This window comes from Sulfitobacter sp. HI0040, assembly GCF_001634885.1.
Classification (GTDB): domain Bacteria; phylum Pseudomonadota; class Alphaproteobacteria; order Rhodobacterales; family Rhodobacteraceae; genus Sulfitobacter.
Genome location: NZ_LWEX01000212.1, coordinates 1 through 17,234 on the forward strand (window position 1 = coordinate 1; position 17,234 = coordinate 17,234).

Below are 17,234 nucleotides of genomic sequence, written 5' to 3' on the forward strand. Positions count from 1 at the left end.
CGCTGCGTCCGCAGCGCCTCCAGCAGGGTCCCCGCGGGGTCGAGATCGAGCGATAGCGCGTCACCCTCTTCCCAGTAGGAGGAGATCTGCAGGGAAGCGGGGCCGGAAAGGCCGCGATGGGTGAAAAGGATCGCTTCGTCAAAGGCGGTGCCGTTCGCCATGGCCCGGGCGGGCAGGGCCACGCCCGAGAGCGGCGCGAAACGCCCGTCGGTGAAGGTGAAGGGCACGAGGCCCGCGCGGGTCGGCGTCACGGCGAGGCCGAAGCGCGCCGCGATATCATAGGCAAGGCCCGTCGCCCCCATCTTGGGGATGGATTTGCCCCCGGTGGCGACCACGAGCCTGTCAGCGGTTATTTCACTATTCCCATCAGCATCTTGCAGGGAGAAGTTGAAGCATCCATCCTGCTTCGCGAAACCGGATGCCGTGGCGCCAAGGCGCAGATCTGCCCCCGCCTGTTGCATCATGCCCCGCAACATGGCGACGATCTGCTTTGCCGACCCGTCGCAGAAAAGCTGGCCCAGCGTCTTTTCGTGCCAGGCGATGCCGTAGCGGTCCACAAGGTCGATGAAATCCCACTGGGTATAACGGGCCAAGGCGGACTTGGCGAAATGGGGGTTTGCGCTGATGAAGGCCTCCGGCGTGCAATGCAGGTTGGTGAAATTGCACCGACCCCCGCCCGAGATGCGGATCTTTTCGCCCGGGGCGCGGGCATGATCTACCACCAGCACGCGGCCCCCCGCATGGGCGGCGCACATCATCCCTGCGGCGCCTGCGCCGATGATCGCGGTGTCGTAATGCATGGCGCGGCTCTGCCCGGTTTGTCGGTGCCGGTCAAGGCGGGCAGAGCCCTGCACGCGGCGCATGGCGGCCTTGCTTGCAGTGTTGTGAAGGAACGGGGCGGAGGCTCTCGCGTTGGGCCGGGAACGAGAAATTCCAAAAGGAGCTTGATAATGACAATGTTGAAAGCCGCCGAATCCTTTCCGAAGGTTACCGTGAACAAACTGGGCGGGGGTGAAATGACGCTCGGCACGCCGCAGAACGGGCGTGACTGGCAGATGGTCGTGGTCTACCGCGGTCTGCACTGCCCGATCTGCAAGAAATACCTAAAGCAACTCGAAGGGTTGCAGGACAAGTTCTATGATTCCGGCGTTGATATCATCGCCGTCTCCGGCGACCCCGAGGATCGGGCCAAGCAGATGGCCGAGGAGCAGGAGCTCACTGTGCCGATGGCCTATGGGCTGACCCTTGAGCAGATGTCGGAGCTTGGTTTGTACATCTCCGACCCCCGCAGCCCGCAGGAAACCGACCGGCCCTTCGCCGAACCGGCAGTCTTCGTGGTGAACGGCGAAGGCAACGTTCAGATCGTCGATGTATCCAACGCCCCCTTCTGCCGCCCGGACCTTGAACAACTGGCCAATGGGCTGAAGTTCATTCGCGAAAAGGACTATCCGGTCCGTGGCACGCGCAAGGCCGCCTGACCTGTTGCAAGAATGCGCACCAGCCCGAAACGGGCTGGTGCGATTCACCGTTCCGCGCTAGACTGTTTCGCAGATCCCGCAAAGGGGCATTCCCCAAGGGGACATCGAGGCAGTGTAAGGCGGCATAACCATGACAGAAATGGTATATGGCGCGGTTCCCCTAAGGGAAGCCGAGCCAATTCTCCCTAAATGGTGGCGTACGATCGACAAATGGGGCATGTCCTGCATCCTCATGCTGTTCGCGATCGGCATGCTTCTGGGGCTCGCAGCCTCGCCGCCGCTGGCGGCCAAGAACGGCTTCGCCCCCTTCCACTATGTCGAACGGCAGGCGTTCTTCGGGGGTGTCGCGGTCGTCGCGATGATCCTCACCTCGATGATGTCGCCGCGCCTTGTGCGGCGGCTCGCCATCATCGGGTTCATCGCTTCCTTCGTGGCGCTGGCACTGCTGCCGTTCTTCGGGACGGATTTCGGCAAGGGGGCGGTGCGCTGGTATTCGCTGGGCTTCGCCAGCTTCCAGCCCTCGGAGTTCCTCAAGCCCGGATTCGTGGTGGTGGCGGCCTGGATGATGGCCGCCTCGCTCGAGATCAATGGCCCCCCGGGGAAGACATGGTCCTTCGCGCTCTGCATCGCCATCGTGCTGATGCTGGCCCTGCAACCGGACTTCGGGCAGGCCTGTTTGGTGCTGTTCGGCTGGGGCGTGATGTATTTCGTCGCCGGTGCGCCCATGGTCCTGCTCGTCGGGATGGCGGGAATGGTCGTGGTCGCGGGAACGGTGGCCTATTCCAATTCCGAGCATTTCGCGCGCCGGATTGATGGCTTCCTGAGTGTCGAGATCGACCCGACCACCCAGCTTGGCTATGCCACCAACGCGATCCGCGAAGGCGGGCTTTTCGGCGTTGGCGTGGGCGAGGGTGAGGTGAAGTGGTCGCTGCCGGATGCGCATACCGATTTCATCATCGCCGTCGCGGCAGAGGAATATGGGCTTGTGCTGGTGCTCTGTATCATCGCGCTCTATACGGTCGTGGTCGTGCGCTCGCTCATGCGGCTGGTGCGCGAGCGTGATCCCTTTATCCGGCTTGCCGGAACGGGGCTGGCCTGCATGTTCGGCGTTCAGGCGATGATCAACATGGGTGTTGCGGTGCGGCTTTTGCCTGCGAAGGGCATGACCCTGCCGTTCGTCAGCTATGGGGGATCATCGGTGATTGCCTCGGGCATCGCGGTCGGTATGCTGCTGGCGTTCACGCGAAACCGTCCGCAGGGCGGCATATCGGACATACTGGGGCGCGGGCGCATCGGATGACCGCGCCGATGCGCTTGAAACGCGTGCAACGGAGAATCGGGTGACCGCACCACTGTTGATCATTGCCGCCGGCGGTACGGGCGGGCATATGTTCCCCGCCCAGGCGCTGGCGGAGACCATGCTGGCCCGTGGCTGGCGGGTCGAACTGAGCACGGACGCCCGGGGCGCCCGCTATACCGGCAACTTCCCCGATGCGGTGGACATACGGCAGATCGCATCCGCAACCTTTGCGCGGGGCGGGCTGGTCGCGCGGGCCGCGGCGCCTCTCCGCATCGGGGCCGGAACCGCCGGGGCGCTTGCCGGGATGATGCGCGACAAGCCTGCCGCTGTGGTGGGGTTTGGCGGCTATCCCAGCATTCCCGCGCTCGCCGCCGCCACGCTGCTCCGGCTTCCGCGCCTCATACATGAACAGAATGGCGTGCTGGGCCGGGTCAATGCGCTCTTCGCGCGGCGCGTTCATGCGATTGCCTGCGGCACTTGGCCCACGGTTCTGCCCGACGGGATCGAAGGTATCCACGTGGGCAATCCCGTGCGCGCAAGTGTGCTGGAACGGGCCGGGGCGGGATATATTCCGCCGGGCGACTACCCAATGGAAGTGCTCGTCATGGGTGGATCGCAGGGCGCGCGGATCCTCAGCGACGTTGTGCCGCCCGCCATCGCCGCCCTGCCGCTCGACACGCTGCGCAACCTGCGTGTTAGCCATCAGGCGCGGGACGAGGACGGCGAGCGCGTAGCGGCCTATTACGCCGAGTCCGGCGTCAACGCCGAGGTGCAGCCCTTCTTTGACGACCTGCCGCGCCGCATGTCCGAAGCTCAGCTCGTGATCAGCCGGGCAGGCGCCTCCAGCGTGGCGGACCTGTCGGTCATCGGCCGCCCCGCCATCCTGATCCCCTTTGCCGCCGCAACGGCGGACCATCAGAGCGCCAATGCGCGCGGGCTGGTGGAGGCGGGGGCCGCCATCGAGATCCCGGAGGCGGGCATCACCCCCGAAGCGGTCACGGGACATATCGAAACCATCCTCACCGATCCGGACCGGGCCATGCAGATGTCGCGCGCGGCCCTCTCCGTCGGCATGCCTGACGCGGCCGAACGACTGGCCGGCATGGTCGAGGAAATCGCCCAAAAAGGAACCGGAAGATGAATGCAGCCACCAAACTGCCCACCGATGTGGGGGCCATCCATTTCGTTGGCATCGGGGGGATCGGCATGTCCGGTATCGCCGAGGTGCTTTTGAACCACGGATATTCCGTACAGGGGTCCGACGTGAAAGCCAGCAAGCTGACCGACCGGCTGGGCGAACTGGGTGCGCGGATTTTCATCGGGCAGGCCGCCGAGAACATCAAGGGCGCGCAGGTCGTCGTGATTTCTTCCGCCATCAAGCCGGGCAACGCGGAGCTGGATGCGGCCCGCGGCGCGGGGCTTCCGATCGTGCGGCGCGCCGACATGTTGGCGGAACTGATGCGCCTCAAATCAAACATCGCGGTCGCAGGCACCCATGGGAAGACGACCACGACCACGCTGGTCGCCGAATTGCTGGTGGCGGGCGGGATCGATCCCACCGTGATCAACGGCGGCATCATCCATGCCTACGGGTCCAACGCCCGCATGGGACAGGGCGAATGGATGGTGGTCGAGGCGGATGAAAGCGACGGCAGCTTCAACCGGCTGCCGGCAACCATCGCCGTCGTCACCAACATCGACCCCGAGCATATGGAGCACTGGGGCGATTTCGATGCGCTGCGTCGCGGATTCCTGGAATTCGTAAGCAACATTCCCTTCTACGGTCTGGCGGTCTGCTGCACTGACCATCAGGAGGTTCAGAACCTCGTCGGGCGGATTTCCGACCGTCGTGTCATGACCTATGGCTTCAATGCGCAGGCCGATGTGCGGGCGCAGAACCTGCGCTACGAAGGTGGCATTGCCCGGTTCGACATCGCGCTTCAGACCGAGGACATCGTGATCAGCGATTGCAGCCTGCCCATGCCCGGCGACCATAACGTCAGCAACGCTTTGGCGGCGGTCGCCGTGGGCCGGCACCTCGGCATGAAGGCGGAGGAGATTCGCGCCGCGCTCGCCGCCTTCGGCGGTGTGAACCGCCGCTTCACCCGCGTGGGCGAAGTGGACGGCGTGACCATCATCGACGACTATGGCCACCACCCGGTGGAGATTGCCGCTGTGCTCAAGGCCGCGCGTCAGGCGTCTGAGGGCCGGGTCATCGCCGTGCATCAGCCGCATCGCTATTCGCGCCTGCACAACCTGTTCGACGACTTCTGCGGCTGTTTCAACGATGCCGACGTGGTGGGCATTGCCGAGGTTTTCGCCGCCGGCGAGGACCCCATCGAGGGGGCGGATCGCGACAGCCTCGTGGCCGGGCTCATCCGTCATGGGCACCGCCATGTGCGCACCGTCGTGGATGAACAGGACCTTGTGAGACTGGTACGTGAACAGGCCCGTCCGGGCGATATCGTCGTCTGCCTTGGGGCCGGTTCCATCAGCACATGGGCCAACGGCCTGCCCGAACGGCTTGAGGCGGCGAAGGGCGCGGCCGCGTGATACTGGTCGTCTGGTGCAGCCTTTGGGTTCTGGCCTCGGCGGTGGTGGCGATGCTTCCCATGAAGCGCCAATACCTGCCGGGGGTGATCCTGCTGTTGGCGGCACCTGTCCTGATCCTGCTGTTGGGGCTTCGCTTCGGCTGGGTGGTCGCCCTGCTCGCATCGCTGGCTTTCGTTTCGATGTACCGTAATCCGCTTCGGTTTTTCTGGGTGCGGCTCTGCGGAAAGACGCCGGAGGTCCCGCGATGAGCACCTCTCTCATTCTTGCTTGTTTCTGGGCCGTCATCGCCAATGTCGTGGCCATGACGCCGAGTTCGGACAACCACTGGCGCAGCGCATACGGGCTGGTCGCGGTGGGCATTCCGCTTGTAGGCTATGTCACCGCGCAGCACGGTCCTCTGGCCGGGGTGCTGGTGCTGGCCGCCGGTTGCTCCATCCTGCGCTGGCCCGTCGTCCATCTGGGCCGTTATCTGGGCCGTAGCCTGCGGCGCGGCAGGCTGGAATGACAGCGGGCGTCTGGCTGGCCGTCGCGCTGCTCCTCGCGGGGCTCGCGATCTGCGCATGGGCGGGCTACCGAATGCGGCCCCTCGTCTTTGTCGCGGTGACCCTCGCGGGGCTCGCCGCCAATGCGCTTTGGATGGTGGTGGGGCTGCAGGCCGACCCGCTTTCGCCCCATGCGCTGATGGCGCAGGCGTCGCTCGTCCTCTACGCGGTGGTATCTTTCGGATCCGGCTGGCTGATCGGGCGGGTGCGGCGGCGTTTCATCGCCACCCGGGTGGATGAAGACACACCGGGCGGGCAGGTGCCGAAGGTGGAGTGAAGGGTTTGACCGCCCTGCGCAATGAAGCTAGGCGATTGGCATGACATCATCCGACACCACTCTTGGCGCTCTTCCGGCCCCCCGGGGAAAGCTGACCTATGACCGCCCGCTCGATGCCCTGACATGGTTGCGCGTGGGAGGGCCGGCGGACGCCTTTTTCCAGCCCGCGGACGAAGAGGACCTGAGCAGCTTTTTGGCGGCGCTGGATCCGGCGGTGCAGGTCTTTCCCATGGGGGTTGGCAGTAACCTCATCGTGCGGGACGGCGGATTACGCGCGGTGGTGATCCGGCTCGGTCGTGGATTCAACGACATCTCTGTCGACAGCGCGTCGGGCCGGGTGACGGCGGGGGCCGCAGCACTCGACGCGCATGTGGCGCGCAAGGCGGCGGACGAGGGGCGGGACCTGACGTTCCTGCGGACCATCCCGGGCAGCATCGGCGGCGCGGTGCGGATGAACGCGGGCTGCTATGGCACCTATACAGCGGATCATTTCGTCGAGGCGCGCGCGGTGGACCGGCAGGGCCGGATCGTCACGCTGACCGCCTCCGACCTCAATTTCCGCTACCGCCAGACCGATTTACCGGCGGGTATGGTCATCACGCAGGCGGTCTTTGCCCCGCCTGCTGGCGACCCCGCGACATTGCACGCCAAGATGGAAGATCAGTTGCGCCGCCGGGACGAAACGCAACCCACCAAGGACCGCAGCGCGGGCAGCACCTTCCGCAACCCGGCGGGCTTTTCGAGCACCGGTCAGGAAGGCGATATACACGATCTGAAGGCGTGGAAGGTGATCGATGAGGCGGGCCTGCGAGGCGCGCGACGGGGGGGAGCGCAGATGAGTCCGAAGCACCCGAACTTCCTGATCAACACGGGTGACGCTACGGCAGCTGATCTCGAAGGATTAGGTGAAGATATACGAAAAAAGGTTTACGCTTCCAGCGGCATCAGTCTAGAATGGGAAATCATGCGCATCGGTGAAGAACGCACAGGTTCCGATGCAGCCGGATAGGCCTTAATTAGGCATAATAATACCAAGAGAGCCGAAAAGGCTCAAAACATGAGGCACTTAGGTGGGTACGTCGAGCAGGACAGCCCCTGTAGTCGCAGTATTGATGGGAGGGCCTTCGGTTGAACGCGAAGTCTCCCTATCCAGCGGTCGCGCCTGCGCCGCAGCGCTACGCGAAGGGAATTTCGAGGTCATCGAGGTTGATGCCGGGCCGGATCTCTGCGCGCGACTGACCGAGCTTTCCCCCGACGTGGTCTTCAACAGCCTGCATGGCCGCTGGGGAGAGGATGGCTGCGTTCAGGGCCTGCTGGAGTGGCTGCAAATCCCCTATACCCATTCCGGGGTACTCGCTTCGGCCCTTGCGATGGACAAGCAGCGCAGCAAGGATGTCTACCGCGCCATCGGTCTGCCGATCGTGGAAAGCAAGCTCTGCCCCCGCGATACGGTGCGCGCGGAACATGTGATGCCGCCCCCCTACGTGGTGAAGCCGAACGCGGAAGGGTCCAGCGTCGGCGTCTATCTGGTCGGCGATGGCGCTAACAGCCCGCCCCAGCTTTCCGATGATATGCCGGACATGGTCATGGTCGAAGCCTTCGCGCCCGGGCGCGAGTTGACCACCACCGTCATGGGCGACCGGGCGCTGACGGTGACGGACATCATCACCGATGGCTGGTACGACTACGACGCCAAGTACAAGCCCGGCGGGTCGCGCCACGTGGTGCCAGCGGAGATCCCGCAGGAAATCACCGATCTCTGCCTCGACTATGCCCTGCGCGCCCATCGCGCCTTGGGCTGTCGCGGCGTGAGCCGCACGGATTTTCGGTGGGACGAAAGCCGCGGTGCCGACGGGCTTGTCCTGCTGGAAACGAATACCCAGCCCGGCATGACTGATACGTCGCTGTCACCGGAGCAGGCGAAAGCCTGCGGCATCTCATTTGCAGAGCTTTGCGCCTGGATGGTGGAGGATGCGTCATGTTCGAGGTGAACCTGCGCCGCCCGCCCCGGTCCCGGCTGGACCCCGCGCCCTCCCGCTGGGCGTGGCGCATGCAACGCCTGATGCTGACGCCCGGTTTCCGGTTTGGCCTGCGGGTGGGGCTGCCCTTCGCGCTCACCCTGATCGCGGGCACGATCTACCTGTCGGACGAAGAGCGGCGCACCGCGATCGGCGAAAAGGTGGCGGAGGTACGCCGTAGCATTGAGGAACGGCCCGAGTTCATGGTCAAGCTCATGGCCATCGACGGTGCCAGCAAGGAGCTTTCGGCACAGATCCGCGAAACCGTGCCCCTCGATTTCCCGCTCAGTTCCTTCGACCTCGACCTGGCGGAGGTCCGGTCGCGCATTTCCGATCTGCCGGGTATCCAGCAGGCCAGCGTGCGCATCCGCCCGGGCGGTCTGCTGCAGGTGGACGTTGTGCCGCGCGTGCCCGTCGCGCTCTGGCGCAGCGAAACCGCGCTGACACTGGTCGATGCGACCGGGGCCGCCGTCCGTGCCGCACCCGCGCGGGGCGACCGTGCGGACCTGCCGCTCATCGCGGGCGAGGGGGCGACGGACCATGTGACCGAAGCGCTCGATCTGGTGCGGGCGGCCGCTCCGCTGGGGTCGCGGCTGCGGGGGTTGGTGCGCATGGGCGAACGGCGCTGGGATGTCGTGCTGGATCGGGACCAGCGCATCCTGCTTCCCGAAACCGGCGCGGTACAGGCGCTGGAGCGCGTGATCGCGCTGGAGGGCGCGCAGGACGTCCTCTCACGGGACGTGGTGCAGGTGGACATGCGGATCGCCGCTCGGCCCACCATCAGAATGAACAAGAATGCCACCGAGGAATGGTGGCACGTAAAACAGTACTCAGGGCAGTAATTTTAGGGCAGCAATGATGGATCTATACGACACACAACGATCGATGCGTCACATGCGCAAGCTCGCGATGCAGCGCGGGGTCGTCGCTATCCTCGATGTCGGTAGTTCGAAGATCGCCTGCCTCATCCTGCGGTTCGACGGCAACGGACCGCTGGGAGAGGAGGGCGAGATCGGCTCATTGGCCGGGCAATCCGGTTTCCGGGTGATCGGTGCCGCAACGACCCGGTCGCGCGGTGTGCGCTTCGGCGAAATCAGCGCCATGGGAGAGACCGAGCGCGCGATACGCACCGCGTTGCAGGCAGCCCAGAAGATGGCGGGTATTCGCGTCGATCACGTCATCGCCTGTTTCTCCGGCGGCGCACCGCGCAGCTACGGGCTGGATGCGGAGCTTGAACTCGACGGGCAGATGGTCGCAGAGCAGGACGTGGCCCGCGTTCTGGCCGGCTGCGATGTGCCCGAATACGGCGAAGGCCGTGAGGTCATGCATGCCCAGCCCATCAACTTCGCGCTCGATCACCGCTCCGGCCTTGTCGATCCGCGGGGCCAGATCGGTAACCGGCTGTCCGTGGACATGCACATGCTGACGGTGGACGCCGCAGCGGTGCAGCACCTCGCCCATTGTATCAAGCGCTGCGATCTCGAACTCGCCGGCATCGCCTCGTCTTCCTATACCTCCGGCATCTCGGCGCTTGTCGAAGACGAACAGGAACTGGGTGCGGCCTGTATCGATCTGGGCGGTGGCTCCACCGGGGTGTCGATCTTCATCAAGAAACACATGATCTTTGCCGATTGCGTGCGCATGGGCGGGGATCACATCACCAGCGACATCTCCATGGGGTTGCAGGTGCCCACGGCCAATGCCGAACGGATCAAGACCTTTTACGGCGGCGTGCACGCCACCGGCATGGACGACCGGGAGATGATCGAGATCGGCGGCGACACGGGCGATTACGAACACGACCGCCGCACCGCCAGCCGGGCCGAGCTGATCGGCATCATGCGCCCCAGGGTGGAGGAAATCCTCGAAGAGGTGCGCGCCCGGCTCGACGCCGCGGGCTTCGATCACCTGCCCAGCCAGCAGATCGTGCTGACGGGTGGCGGCAGCCAGATACCGGGCCTCGACGGGCTTGCCAGCAAGATACTGGGCCAGCAGGTCCGCTTGGGCCGCCCGCTGCGGGTGCACGGGTTGCCGCAGGCCGCGACCGGGCCGGGCTTTGCTTCGGCTGTGGGCCTCGCGCTCTTTGCGGCACATCCTCAGGATGAATGGTGGGACTTCGATATCCCTGCGGATAGCTATCCGTCGCGGTCGCTCAAGAGGGCGGTCAAGTGGTTCAGGGACAACTGGTAGACGCTATATGATGTACAAACGCCAAAATCGGGGAAAAACCGGCAAAAACTTGCCCATATATTGCGGTAAATTGTCGATTTCCGCGTGACGAAAGGGCAACATAAGGATAAGATCAGGTAAATTTGGGAAGAAAATCTCGCAGGTAGCGGGCGAACAAAACAGGCGGACAGCACATGACACTCAACCTTTCGATGCCCGGACAGGACGATCTGAAACCCCGTATCACCGTCTTCGGTGTCGGCGGGGCAGGCGGCAACGCGGTCAACAACATGATCGAGAAGCAGCTTGACGGTGTAGACTTCGTGGTCGCGAACACGGACGCACAGGCGCTTCAGCAGGCCCGCGCCGACAATCGCGTTCAACTGGGCATCAAGGTGACCGAAGGGCTGGGCGCTGGCGCCCGTGCCACGGTCGGTGCCGCCGCCGCCGAAGAGAGCATCGAACAGATCGTCGATCACCTTGCCGGCGCGCATATGTGCTTCATCACCGCGGGCATGGGCGGGGGCACCGGCACGGGTGCGGCCCCCATCATCGCGCAGGCCGCGCGTGAGCTGGGCGTTCTGACCGTCGGCGTCGTGACCAAGCCCTTCCAGTTCGAAGGTGCCAAGCGGATGCGTCAGGCCGAGGACGGCGTGGAAGCGCTGCAGAAGGTCGTCGATACGCTCATCATTATCCCGAACCAGAACCTCTTCCGGCTCGCCAACGAAAAAACCACCTTCACCGAAGCCTTCTCGCTCGCCGATGATGTGCTCTATCAGGGCGTGAAGGGCGTGACCGACCTGATGGTCCGGCCCGGTCTCATCAACCTCGACTTTGCCGATGTCCGCGCCGTGATGGACGAGATGGGCAAGGCCATGATGGGCACCGGCGAGGCCGAAGGCGAAGATCGCGCCATTCAGGCGGCGGAAAAAGCCATCGCCAACCCGCTGTTGGACGAAATCAGCCTCAAGGGTGCTAAGGGTGTTCTCATCAACATCACGGGCGGGCACGACCTTACCCTGTTCGAACTCGACGAAGCCGCCAACCGCATCCGCGAAGAAGTCGACCCCGAAGCGAACATCATCGTGGGCTCCACCCTCGATACCGATATGGGCGGCACCATGCGCGTCAGCGTTGTCGCCACCGGAATCGACGCCACCGATGTGAACACCGAGATGCCGGTGCCGCGCCGTTCCATGAAACAGCCGCTGAAGCAGCAGGTCAGCAACGAAGCCCCCGCGCAGGAGCAGGCGCCCGAGCCGCAGCCCGTCGTCGCAGCGCGCCAGCAGCAGCCGCAGCAACAACAGCAGCAGCATTACCAGCCGCAACAGAGACAACAGGAAACCCTGTTCGAAGACCTCGACCCGCAGGAGGCTGCGGCCGAAGACCTGGCCGAGGATATCTTTGCCTCGGATGAGCCTGCACGGAACGACGATCTGCCCCCGCCCGCCTATCGCCCGCAGGTCGCGGAGTTCGAGCCGCGCCACGAAGAGATCGAGGCCGAGCAGGTGGAAGAATACGTCGCACCCCGCGCGCCCGGCACACCTTCGCCCGAGGCACTGGCCCGTCTGCGCGAAGCGGCACAGCGCGCAGCACCCGAGGCGCAGTCCCGCCAGCAGCAGCAGGCGCAGCATCGCGCTGCCGCATCGCAGCAATCCGGCGCGGATCGTCAGGGGCGTTTCGGGATCAATTCGCTGATCAACCGCATGACCGGCCACGGCGAAGGGGAGGCTGCACAGCGGCCCCAGCGCCAGCAGCCCCCGGTTCAGCAGCGCTCCGCCGCGGCGGCCCCGAAGCCGCAGGAAAGCCATGACGAAGATCAGGAACGGATCGAAATTCCCGCCTTCCTGCGCCGTCAAGCCAACTGAACCGGTAACGAAAATTCAACGAAAGGGTCGCCTTTGGCGGCCCTTTTTCTTTGCAAAACAACCTCTTGGCGCAGGGTTCCCCCGCTTGCGCGATATTGTTTCACCGATGTTTCATTCGGTTGCAAAGGTTGAATTGCGGTATCGGCTGGGGCGACTTACCTCTCTACCAACCCAGACAGTGATCTGTGAAAGACTGAGGAAGTAACCGTGCAGACGACGATCAAATCACCCATCAGCTTTGCTGGCATCGGCCTGCATTCGGGCCTGCCCGCGACGGTGACGATTCGCCCTGCGGGTGCCTATCAGGGCATCTGGTTCTCGCGTTCCGATATCGCCGTGGGCGACAGGCTGGTGCCCGCGCGCTGGGATGCGGTCAACCGTTCGCCGCTCTGCACCAAGCTGGAAAATGGCAAGGGTCTGTCGGTCTCCACCGTGGAGCATCTGATGGCCGCTCTGGCGGGCTGTGGTGTACACAACGCCATGATCGAAATTGACGGCCCCGAGGTTCCGATCCTCGATGGTTCCTCCGCGCCCTTCGTGCGGGGCATCATGCAGCGCGGCATCCGCCATCTCGATGCGCCGGTGCGCGCGTTCGAGATGCTCAAGACTGTTTCCGTCAGCGAAGGCGACGCGACCGCGACGCTGGCGCCCTCCGACGTGATGCGCATCGATTTCGAGATCGACTTCGTCGATGCGGCCATCGGGCGGCAGCGCAAATCGCTCGTGATGAACAATGGCTCCTTCGCCCGTGAACTTTGCGACAGCCGCACATTCTGCCGTCAGGCCGATGTGGTGGCGATGCAGGCCAATGGCCTCGCCCTTGGCGGGAATGCCGGTGAAAACGCCGTGGTCTTCGATGGCGACAAGGTGGTCAGCCCCGGCGGTCTGCGCCACGTGGACGAACCTGTGCGTCACAAGATGCTGGATGCGCTGGGTGACCTCGCGCTCGCCGGGGCGCCGCTGATCGGTCATTACACCGGTACCCGCGCGGGCCATTCGATGACCAACACGTTGCTGCGCAAGGTCTTCGCGACGCCCGGGGCGATCCGCATGGTCACCTGCGATGCGGAAATGGCCTCCCGCCTGCCGGGCTTCGGCCTTGCCTGGGGCGAAATCCCACAAGTTGCCTGAATCCGGGCGCTGCGGGATCGGCCCGGTGATGGCCCCCTGATATTGCGGGCCGCGATCGCCCGGGATAGACTTTCCCCGATGTAGAACGTGGCGCAGGTCGCCCCCGCGACCTGCCGCTTTGATATCGGATAGGCGTTTTGCACCATTAACTTATGTGCTAGTCAGCACCCAACTTGGCACGGGATGAATAATTCGATGAACCGCAGGATGGGTATGGGCAAAGCCGGGGGCAGTATGCGGATGAGAACGGTGGGTATGACCGCCATGCTGGCCCTGCTTGTCGCTTGCGGCGGTCGGGACGCGGGCCGGACAACCAACAGCTTTTTCAACCCACAGGAAATCCCGCTGGAGACCTATACCGCGGAACAGATTTTCGAACGGGGGGAGTTCGAACTGCAACGCCGCCAGCCGGATGAGGCCGCCTTCTATTTCGCCGAGATCGAGCGGATCTATCCCTATTCGGAATGGGCCAAGCGCGCGCTGATCATGCAGGCCTTTGCCTATCATCAGGATCAGGACTATCCCAACAGCCGCTCCGCGGCCCAGCGGTTCATCGACTTCTTTCCCGATGACGACGACGCGGCCTATGCGCAATATCTCCTCGCGCTCAGCTATTATGACCAGATCGACGAAGTCGGGCGGGATCAGGGGCTCACCTTTCAGGCCCTTCAGGCCCTGCGCGCCGTGATCGAGAATTATCCCGACAGCGACTATGCCCGCTCGGCCATCCTGAAGTTCGACCTCGCCTTCGACCATCTGGCGGCGAAGGAGATGGAGATCGGGCGCTATTACCTGCGGCGTGACCATTTCCCCGCCGCCATCAACCGGTTCCGCGTGGTGGTGGAGGAATTCCAGACCACCACCCATACCGCAGAGGCCCTGCACCGGCTGGTGGAATCCTACCTCAGCCTCGGCCTCACGGCCGAAGCGCAGACGGCGGGCGCCATTCTGGGGCATAACTACCGCTCCACCGAATGGTATGAGGACAGCTACCGTTTGCTGACGGGCCGGGGGCTGACGCTGACCTCCATCGGGGACAACTGGCTGAGCGCGATCTATCGCCAGACCATCAAGGGCGAGTGGTTGTAACGGTAGGGTCGGCGATGCGACGGACCCACGGAAGGCTTGTATGCTGCGCGGTCTAGACATTTCGGACATGCTGATCATCAGCCGGCTGGAGCTGCGCTTCGAGCCGGGCCTGAACGTGCTGACCGGCGAGACGGGCGCGGGCAAATCCATCCTGCTGGATTCTCTCGGCTTCGTGCTGGGCTGGCGGGGGCGGGCCGATCTGGTGCGGCAGGGCGCCGCGCAGGGGGAGGTCACCGCCTGGTTCGACCTGCCGCCGGATCACGCCGCCCATGCCGTTCTGGAAGAAGCCGGGCTGCCGGGGGGAGACGAACTGATCCTGCGGCGGGTCAACAGCGGCGACGGGCGCAAGACCGCCTGGGTCAACGACCGCCGCGCATCGGGCGAAGTGCTGCGCGCGCTGTCGGAAACGCTGGTGGAACTGCATGGCCAGCACGATGATCGGGGGCTGCTGAACCCCCGGGGCCACCGCGCCATTCTCGATGATTTCGCGGGCAACAGGACCCTGCTGGACGAAACGCGCGCCGCTTGGTCAAACCTGGGTGCTGCCCGGCGCAGGCAGGAAGAGGCGACCGCTGCGCGGGAGGCGATCCGCGCGGAAGAGGAATACCTGCGCCATGCGGTGGCGGAACTGGACAAGCTCGATCCGCAACCGGGTGAGGAAGAGGCGCTGGACACCCGCCGCCGCCTGATGCAGGGGGCGGAGAAGATCCGTTCCGACGTCGCCCATGCCTATGAACTGATGGGCCAGAACGGGGCGGAGGCCGCGATGGGCGACGCGCTGCGCTGGCTCGACGGTGTGGCGCATAAGGCCGAAGGCGCGCTCGAAGCGCCGATGGCGGCACTGGGCCGCGCCATGGTGGAGCTGGACGAAGCCATGAGCGGCATCGCCGATGCGATCGACGGCATGTCGTTCGACCCGATCGATCTGGAAGTGACCGAAGAGCGGCTCTTTGCCATTCGCGGTCTTGCCCGCAAACACGATGTCCCGGCGGATCAGTTGCCGGATTTTGCGGCCACCCTCCGGGGTCGGCTGGATGCGCTGGACGCCAGCGAAAGCGAGGCAGCGGCACTGAAAGCCGAGGTCGCGGCGGCACAGGCCAGCTACGACAAGGCTGCCGAAACACTGGCTGCCGCACGGCGCGCTGCGGCCTCCCGGCTGGACAAGGCGGTTGCAGCCGAACTCGCCCCGCTGAAGATGGACCGCGCGGTCTTTGAAACGCAGATCACCGCCGAAACACCCGGCCCCGAGGGGCAGGATGCCGTATCTTTCACCGTGGCGACGAACCCCGGGGCCCCGGCGGGCCCCTTGGGCAAGATCGCTTCGGGGGGTGAACTCAGCCGGTTCCTGCTGGCATTGAAGGTCTGCCTCACCCGGGAACAGAACGGCCTTACCCTGATCTTTGACGAGATCGACCGCGGGGTGGGCGGGGCCACCGCCGATGCCGTGGGCCGCAGGCTGCAATCGCTTGCCGCGGGGGGTCAAATCCTCGTCGTGACCCATTCGCCGCAGGTCGCCGCCCTTGGTGCGCATCACTGGCGGGTGGAGAAATCCGTGAGCGACGGCATGACGACATCGAACGTGGTGCCGCTGGCACCTGCGGAGCGCATCGACGAAGTCGCGCGGATGCTGTCGGGTGACACGATCACCGATGCCGCCCGCGCGGCGGCAGAGGCCCTCCTTTCGGGGTCGGAGAGGATTGACGCCGCTCAATGACCGATCCGCAGCCCAGTTTCCTGTCCCAGCAGATCGCCCATATACGCGATGGTCTGCGGGAAGGGCTGGTGGTGATCCGGCAGAAAGGGCCGAGCAAGGTCACCTTCTGGTTCATCGCGCTTGTCATCGGTATCGCGGCGGGCTTCGCGGCGCTGTTCTTCCGCAAGGGCATCGACTGGCTTCAGGCGCTGCTCTACGGCACGGAAGACCCGCAGCGGCTGCATACCTTTCTGACCGGTCTCAGCTGGTACTGGATCGTCATCATCCCGACGGTAGGCGGGCTGGTTGTCGGGCTGATCCTACACAAGTTCACCAAGGACGCCCGCTGCCGCAGCGTGAGTGACGTGATCCTTGGCGCCGCCATGCACGAGGGCAGGGTGGAGACACGCGCGGGCCTTGCGTCTGCTCTGGCCTCGCTCATCACTCTCGGCACCGGCGGCTCCTCCGGCCGGGAAGGCCCCGTCGTGCATCTGGCCGCCGTGATCGCCACATGGGTGAGCCGCCGGATCAACGCCGACGGCATCACGGGCCGCGACCTGCTGGGCTGCGCCGTGGCCGCCGCGGTCTCCGCCAGCTTCAACGCACCCATCGCGGGCGCGCTCTTCGCGCTTGAGGTGGTGCTGAGGCATTTTGCCGTTCACGCCTTCGCGCCCATCGTGATCGCCAGCGTCGCAGGTACGGTGATCAATCGGCTCGAATTCGGGGGGCTGACGGAATTCACCCTGCCCACCTATGGCGATTTGCAATTCTACGTGGAGCTTCCGGCCTTTCTGCTCTTGGGGCTGACCTGCGGGGTGGTGGCCGTGACCCTGATGCGCAGCATCTTCTGGGCCGAGGATTTCGGCAATCACCTGCAGGCCCGGACCCGCATCCCACGCTACCTGCGGCCCGCGGTGGCGGGCTGCGTGCTGGGGATCATCGCGCTGTGGTTTCCCCATATCATCGGCGTCGGCTATGAAACCACTTCCATGGCGCTGACCGGCCAGTTGCTGTTTCACGAGGCGGTGATCTTTGCCGTGTTCAAGGTGGCCGCCGTGGCCATCACGCTGGGGGGGCGCATGGGGGGCGGGGTCTTTTCGCCCTCGCTGATGATCG

The 17,234-nt window shown here is 64.8% G+C and carries 17 protein-coding genes; 16 read left to right on the plus strand and 1 reads right to left on the minus strand.

Going from position 1 to position 17,234, the window contains the following annotated elements; all coding sequences use genetic code 11:
* Positions 1–800 (minus strand): NAD(P)/FAD-dependent oxidoreductase (locus tag A3728_RS12210; protein WP_067924007.1); only part of this gene is annotated, 800 nt, incomplete at its 3' end.
* 150 nt (positions 801–950) lie between these two features.
* Between A3728_RS12210 and A3728_RS12215 the strand changes: the two genes are divergently transcribed.
* The 16 genes from A3728_RS12215 to A3728_RS12290 all read left to right on the plus strand — a co-directional run.
* Positions 951–1,478 carry a redoxin domain-containing protein gene (locus tag A3728_RS12215; RefSeq protein WP_067923965.1) on the plus strand — a complete coding sequence of 176 codons (528 nt, stop codon included), beginning with the start codon at positions 951–953 and terminating at the stop codon, positions 1,476–1,478.
* A 130-nt stretch (positions 1,479–1,608) separates the two neighbouring features.
* Positions 1,609–2,778 carry a putative lipid II flippase FtsW gene (gene ftsW, locus A3728_RS12220; protein ID WP_067923968.1) on the plus strand — a complete coding sequence of 390 codons (1,170 nt, stop codon included), beginning with the start codon at positions 1,609–1,611 and terminating at the stop codon, positions 2,776–2,778.
* Positions 2,779–2,818: 40 nt separating this feature from the next.
* Positions 2,819–3,919, plus strand: a complete 1,101-nt coding sequence (locus A3728_RS12225) for a UDP-N-acetylglucosamine--N-acetylmuramyl-(pentapeptide) pyrophosphoryl-undecaprenol N-acetylglucosamine transferase (RefSeq protein WP_067923971.1) — start codon at positions 2,819–2,821, stop codon at positions 3,917–3,919.
* On the plus strand, positions 3,916–5,331 hold the full coding sequence (gene murC / locus A3728_RS12230; RefSeq protein ID WP_067923974.1) for a UDP-N-acetylmuramate--L-alanine ligase: 1,416 nt from the start codon (positions 3,916–3,918) through the stop codon (positions 5,329–5,331). Before A3728_RS12225 ends, murC begins: the two co-directional genes overlap by 4 nt.
* The gene (locus tag A3728_RS12235) at positions 5,328–5,579 is read left to right on the plus strand and encodes a DUF2484 family protein (RefSeq protein WP_330220275.1); all 252 of its coding nucleotides are present in this window, start codon (positions 5,328–5,330) and stop codon (positions 5,577–5,579) included. Before murC ends, A3728_RS12235 begins: the two co-directional genes overlap by 4 nt.
* The gene (locus A3728_RS12240; protein WP_067923977.1) at positions 5,576–5,836 is read left to right on the plus strand and encodes a DUF2484 family protein; all 261 of its coding nucleotides are present in this window, start codon (positions 5,576–5,578) and stop codon (positions 5,834–5,836) included. The genes A3728_RS12235 and A3728_RS12240 overlap by 4 nt, the downstream gene beginning before the upstream one ends.
* Positions 5,833–6,150 (plus strand): hypothetical protein, encoded by a 318-nt coding sequence (locus tag A3728_RS12245; protein ID WP_067923980.1) that lies wholly within the window; start codon positions 5,833–5,835, stop codon positions 6,148–6,150. Before A3728_RS12240 ends, A3728_RS12245 begins: the two co-directional genes overlap by 4 nt.
* 40 nt (positions 6,151–6,190) lie before the next feature.
* A complete protein-coding gene (gene murB / locus A3728_RS12250) occupies positions 6,191–7,159 on the plus strand; it encodes a UDP-N-acetylmuramate dehydrogenase (protein ID WP_067923983.1) in 969 nt (322 codons plus the stop codon).
* 103 nt (positions 7,160–7,262) lie between these two features.
* Complete coding sequence (locus A3728_RS12255; protein ID WP_067923986.1) at positions 7,263–8,141, plus strand: D-alanine--D-alanine ligase; 879 nt, start codon at positions 7,263–7,265, stop codon at positions 8,139–8,141.
* A complete protein-coding gene (locus A3728_RS12260) occupies positions 8,129–9,010 on the plus strand; it encodes a cell division protein FtsQ/DivIB (RefSeq protein WP_067923989.1) in 882 nt (293 codons plus the stop codon). Before A3728_RS12255 ends, A3728_RS12260 begins: the two co-directional genes overlap by 13 nt.
* Before the next feature lie 13 nt (positions 9,011–9,023).
* Entirely contained in the window at positions 9,024–10,358 is a 1,335-nt protein-coding gene (gene ftsA / locus A3728_RS12265; RefSeq protein WP_201722205.1) for a cell division protein FtsA, read from the plus strand.
* A 173-nt stretch (positions 10,359–10,531) separates the two neighbouring features.
* Entirely contained in the window at positions 10,532–12,205 is a 1,674-nt protein-coding gene (gene ftsZ / locus A3728_RS12270) for a cell division protein FtsZ (protein WP_067923996.1), read from the plus strand.
* 207 nt (positions 12,206–12,412) lie between these two features.
* On the plus strand, positions 12,413–13,336 hold the full coding sequence (gene lpxC, locus A3728_RS12275; RefSeq protein WP_067923999.1) for a UDP-3-O-acyl-N-acetylglucosamine deacetylase: 924 nt from the start codon (positions 12,413–12,415) through the stop codon (positions 13,334–13,336).
* Between the two features lie 255 nt (positions 13,337–13,591).
* Complete coding sequence (locus A3728_RS12280; protein ID WP_236628264.1) at positions 13,592–14,425, plus strand: outer membrane protein assembly factor BamD; 834 nt, start codon at positions 13,592–13,594, stop codon at positions 14,423–14,425.
* A 40-nt stretch (positions 14,426–14,465) separates the two neighbouring features.
* Complete coding sequence (gene recN, locus A3728_RS12285) at positions 14,466–16,139, plus strand: DNA repair protein RecN (RefSeq protein WP_067924004.1); 1,674 nt, start codon at positions 14,466–14,468, stop codon at positions 16,137–16,139.
* Positions 16,136–17,234 (plus strand): chloride channel protein (locus A3728_RS12290; protein WP_150120769.1); only part of this gene is annotated, 1,099 nt, incomplete at its 3' end. The genes recN and A3728_RS12290, both read left to right, overlap by 4 nt.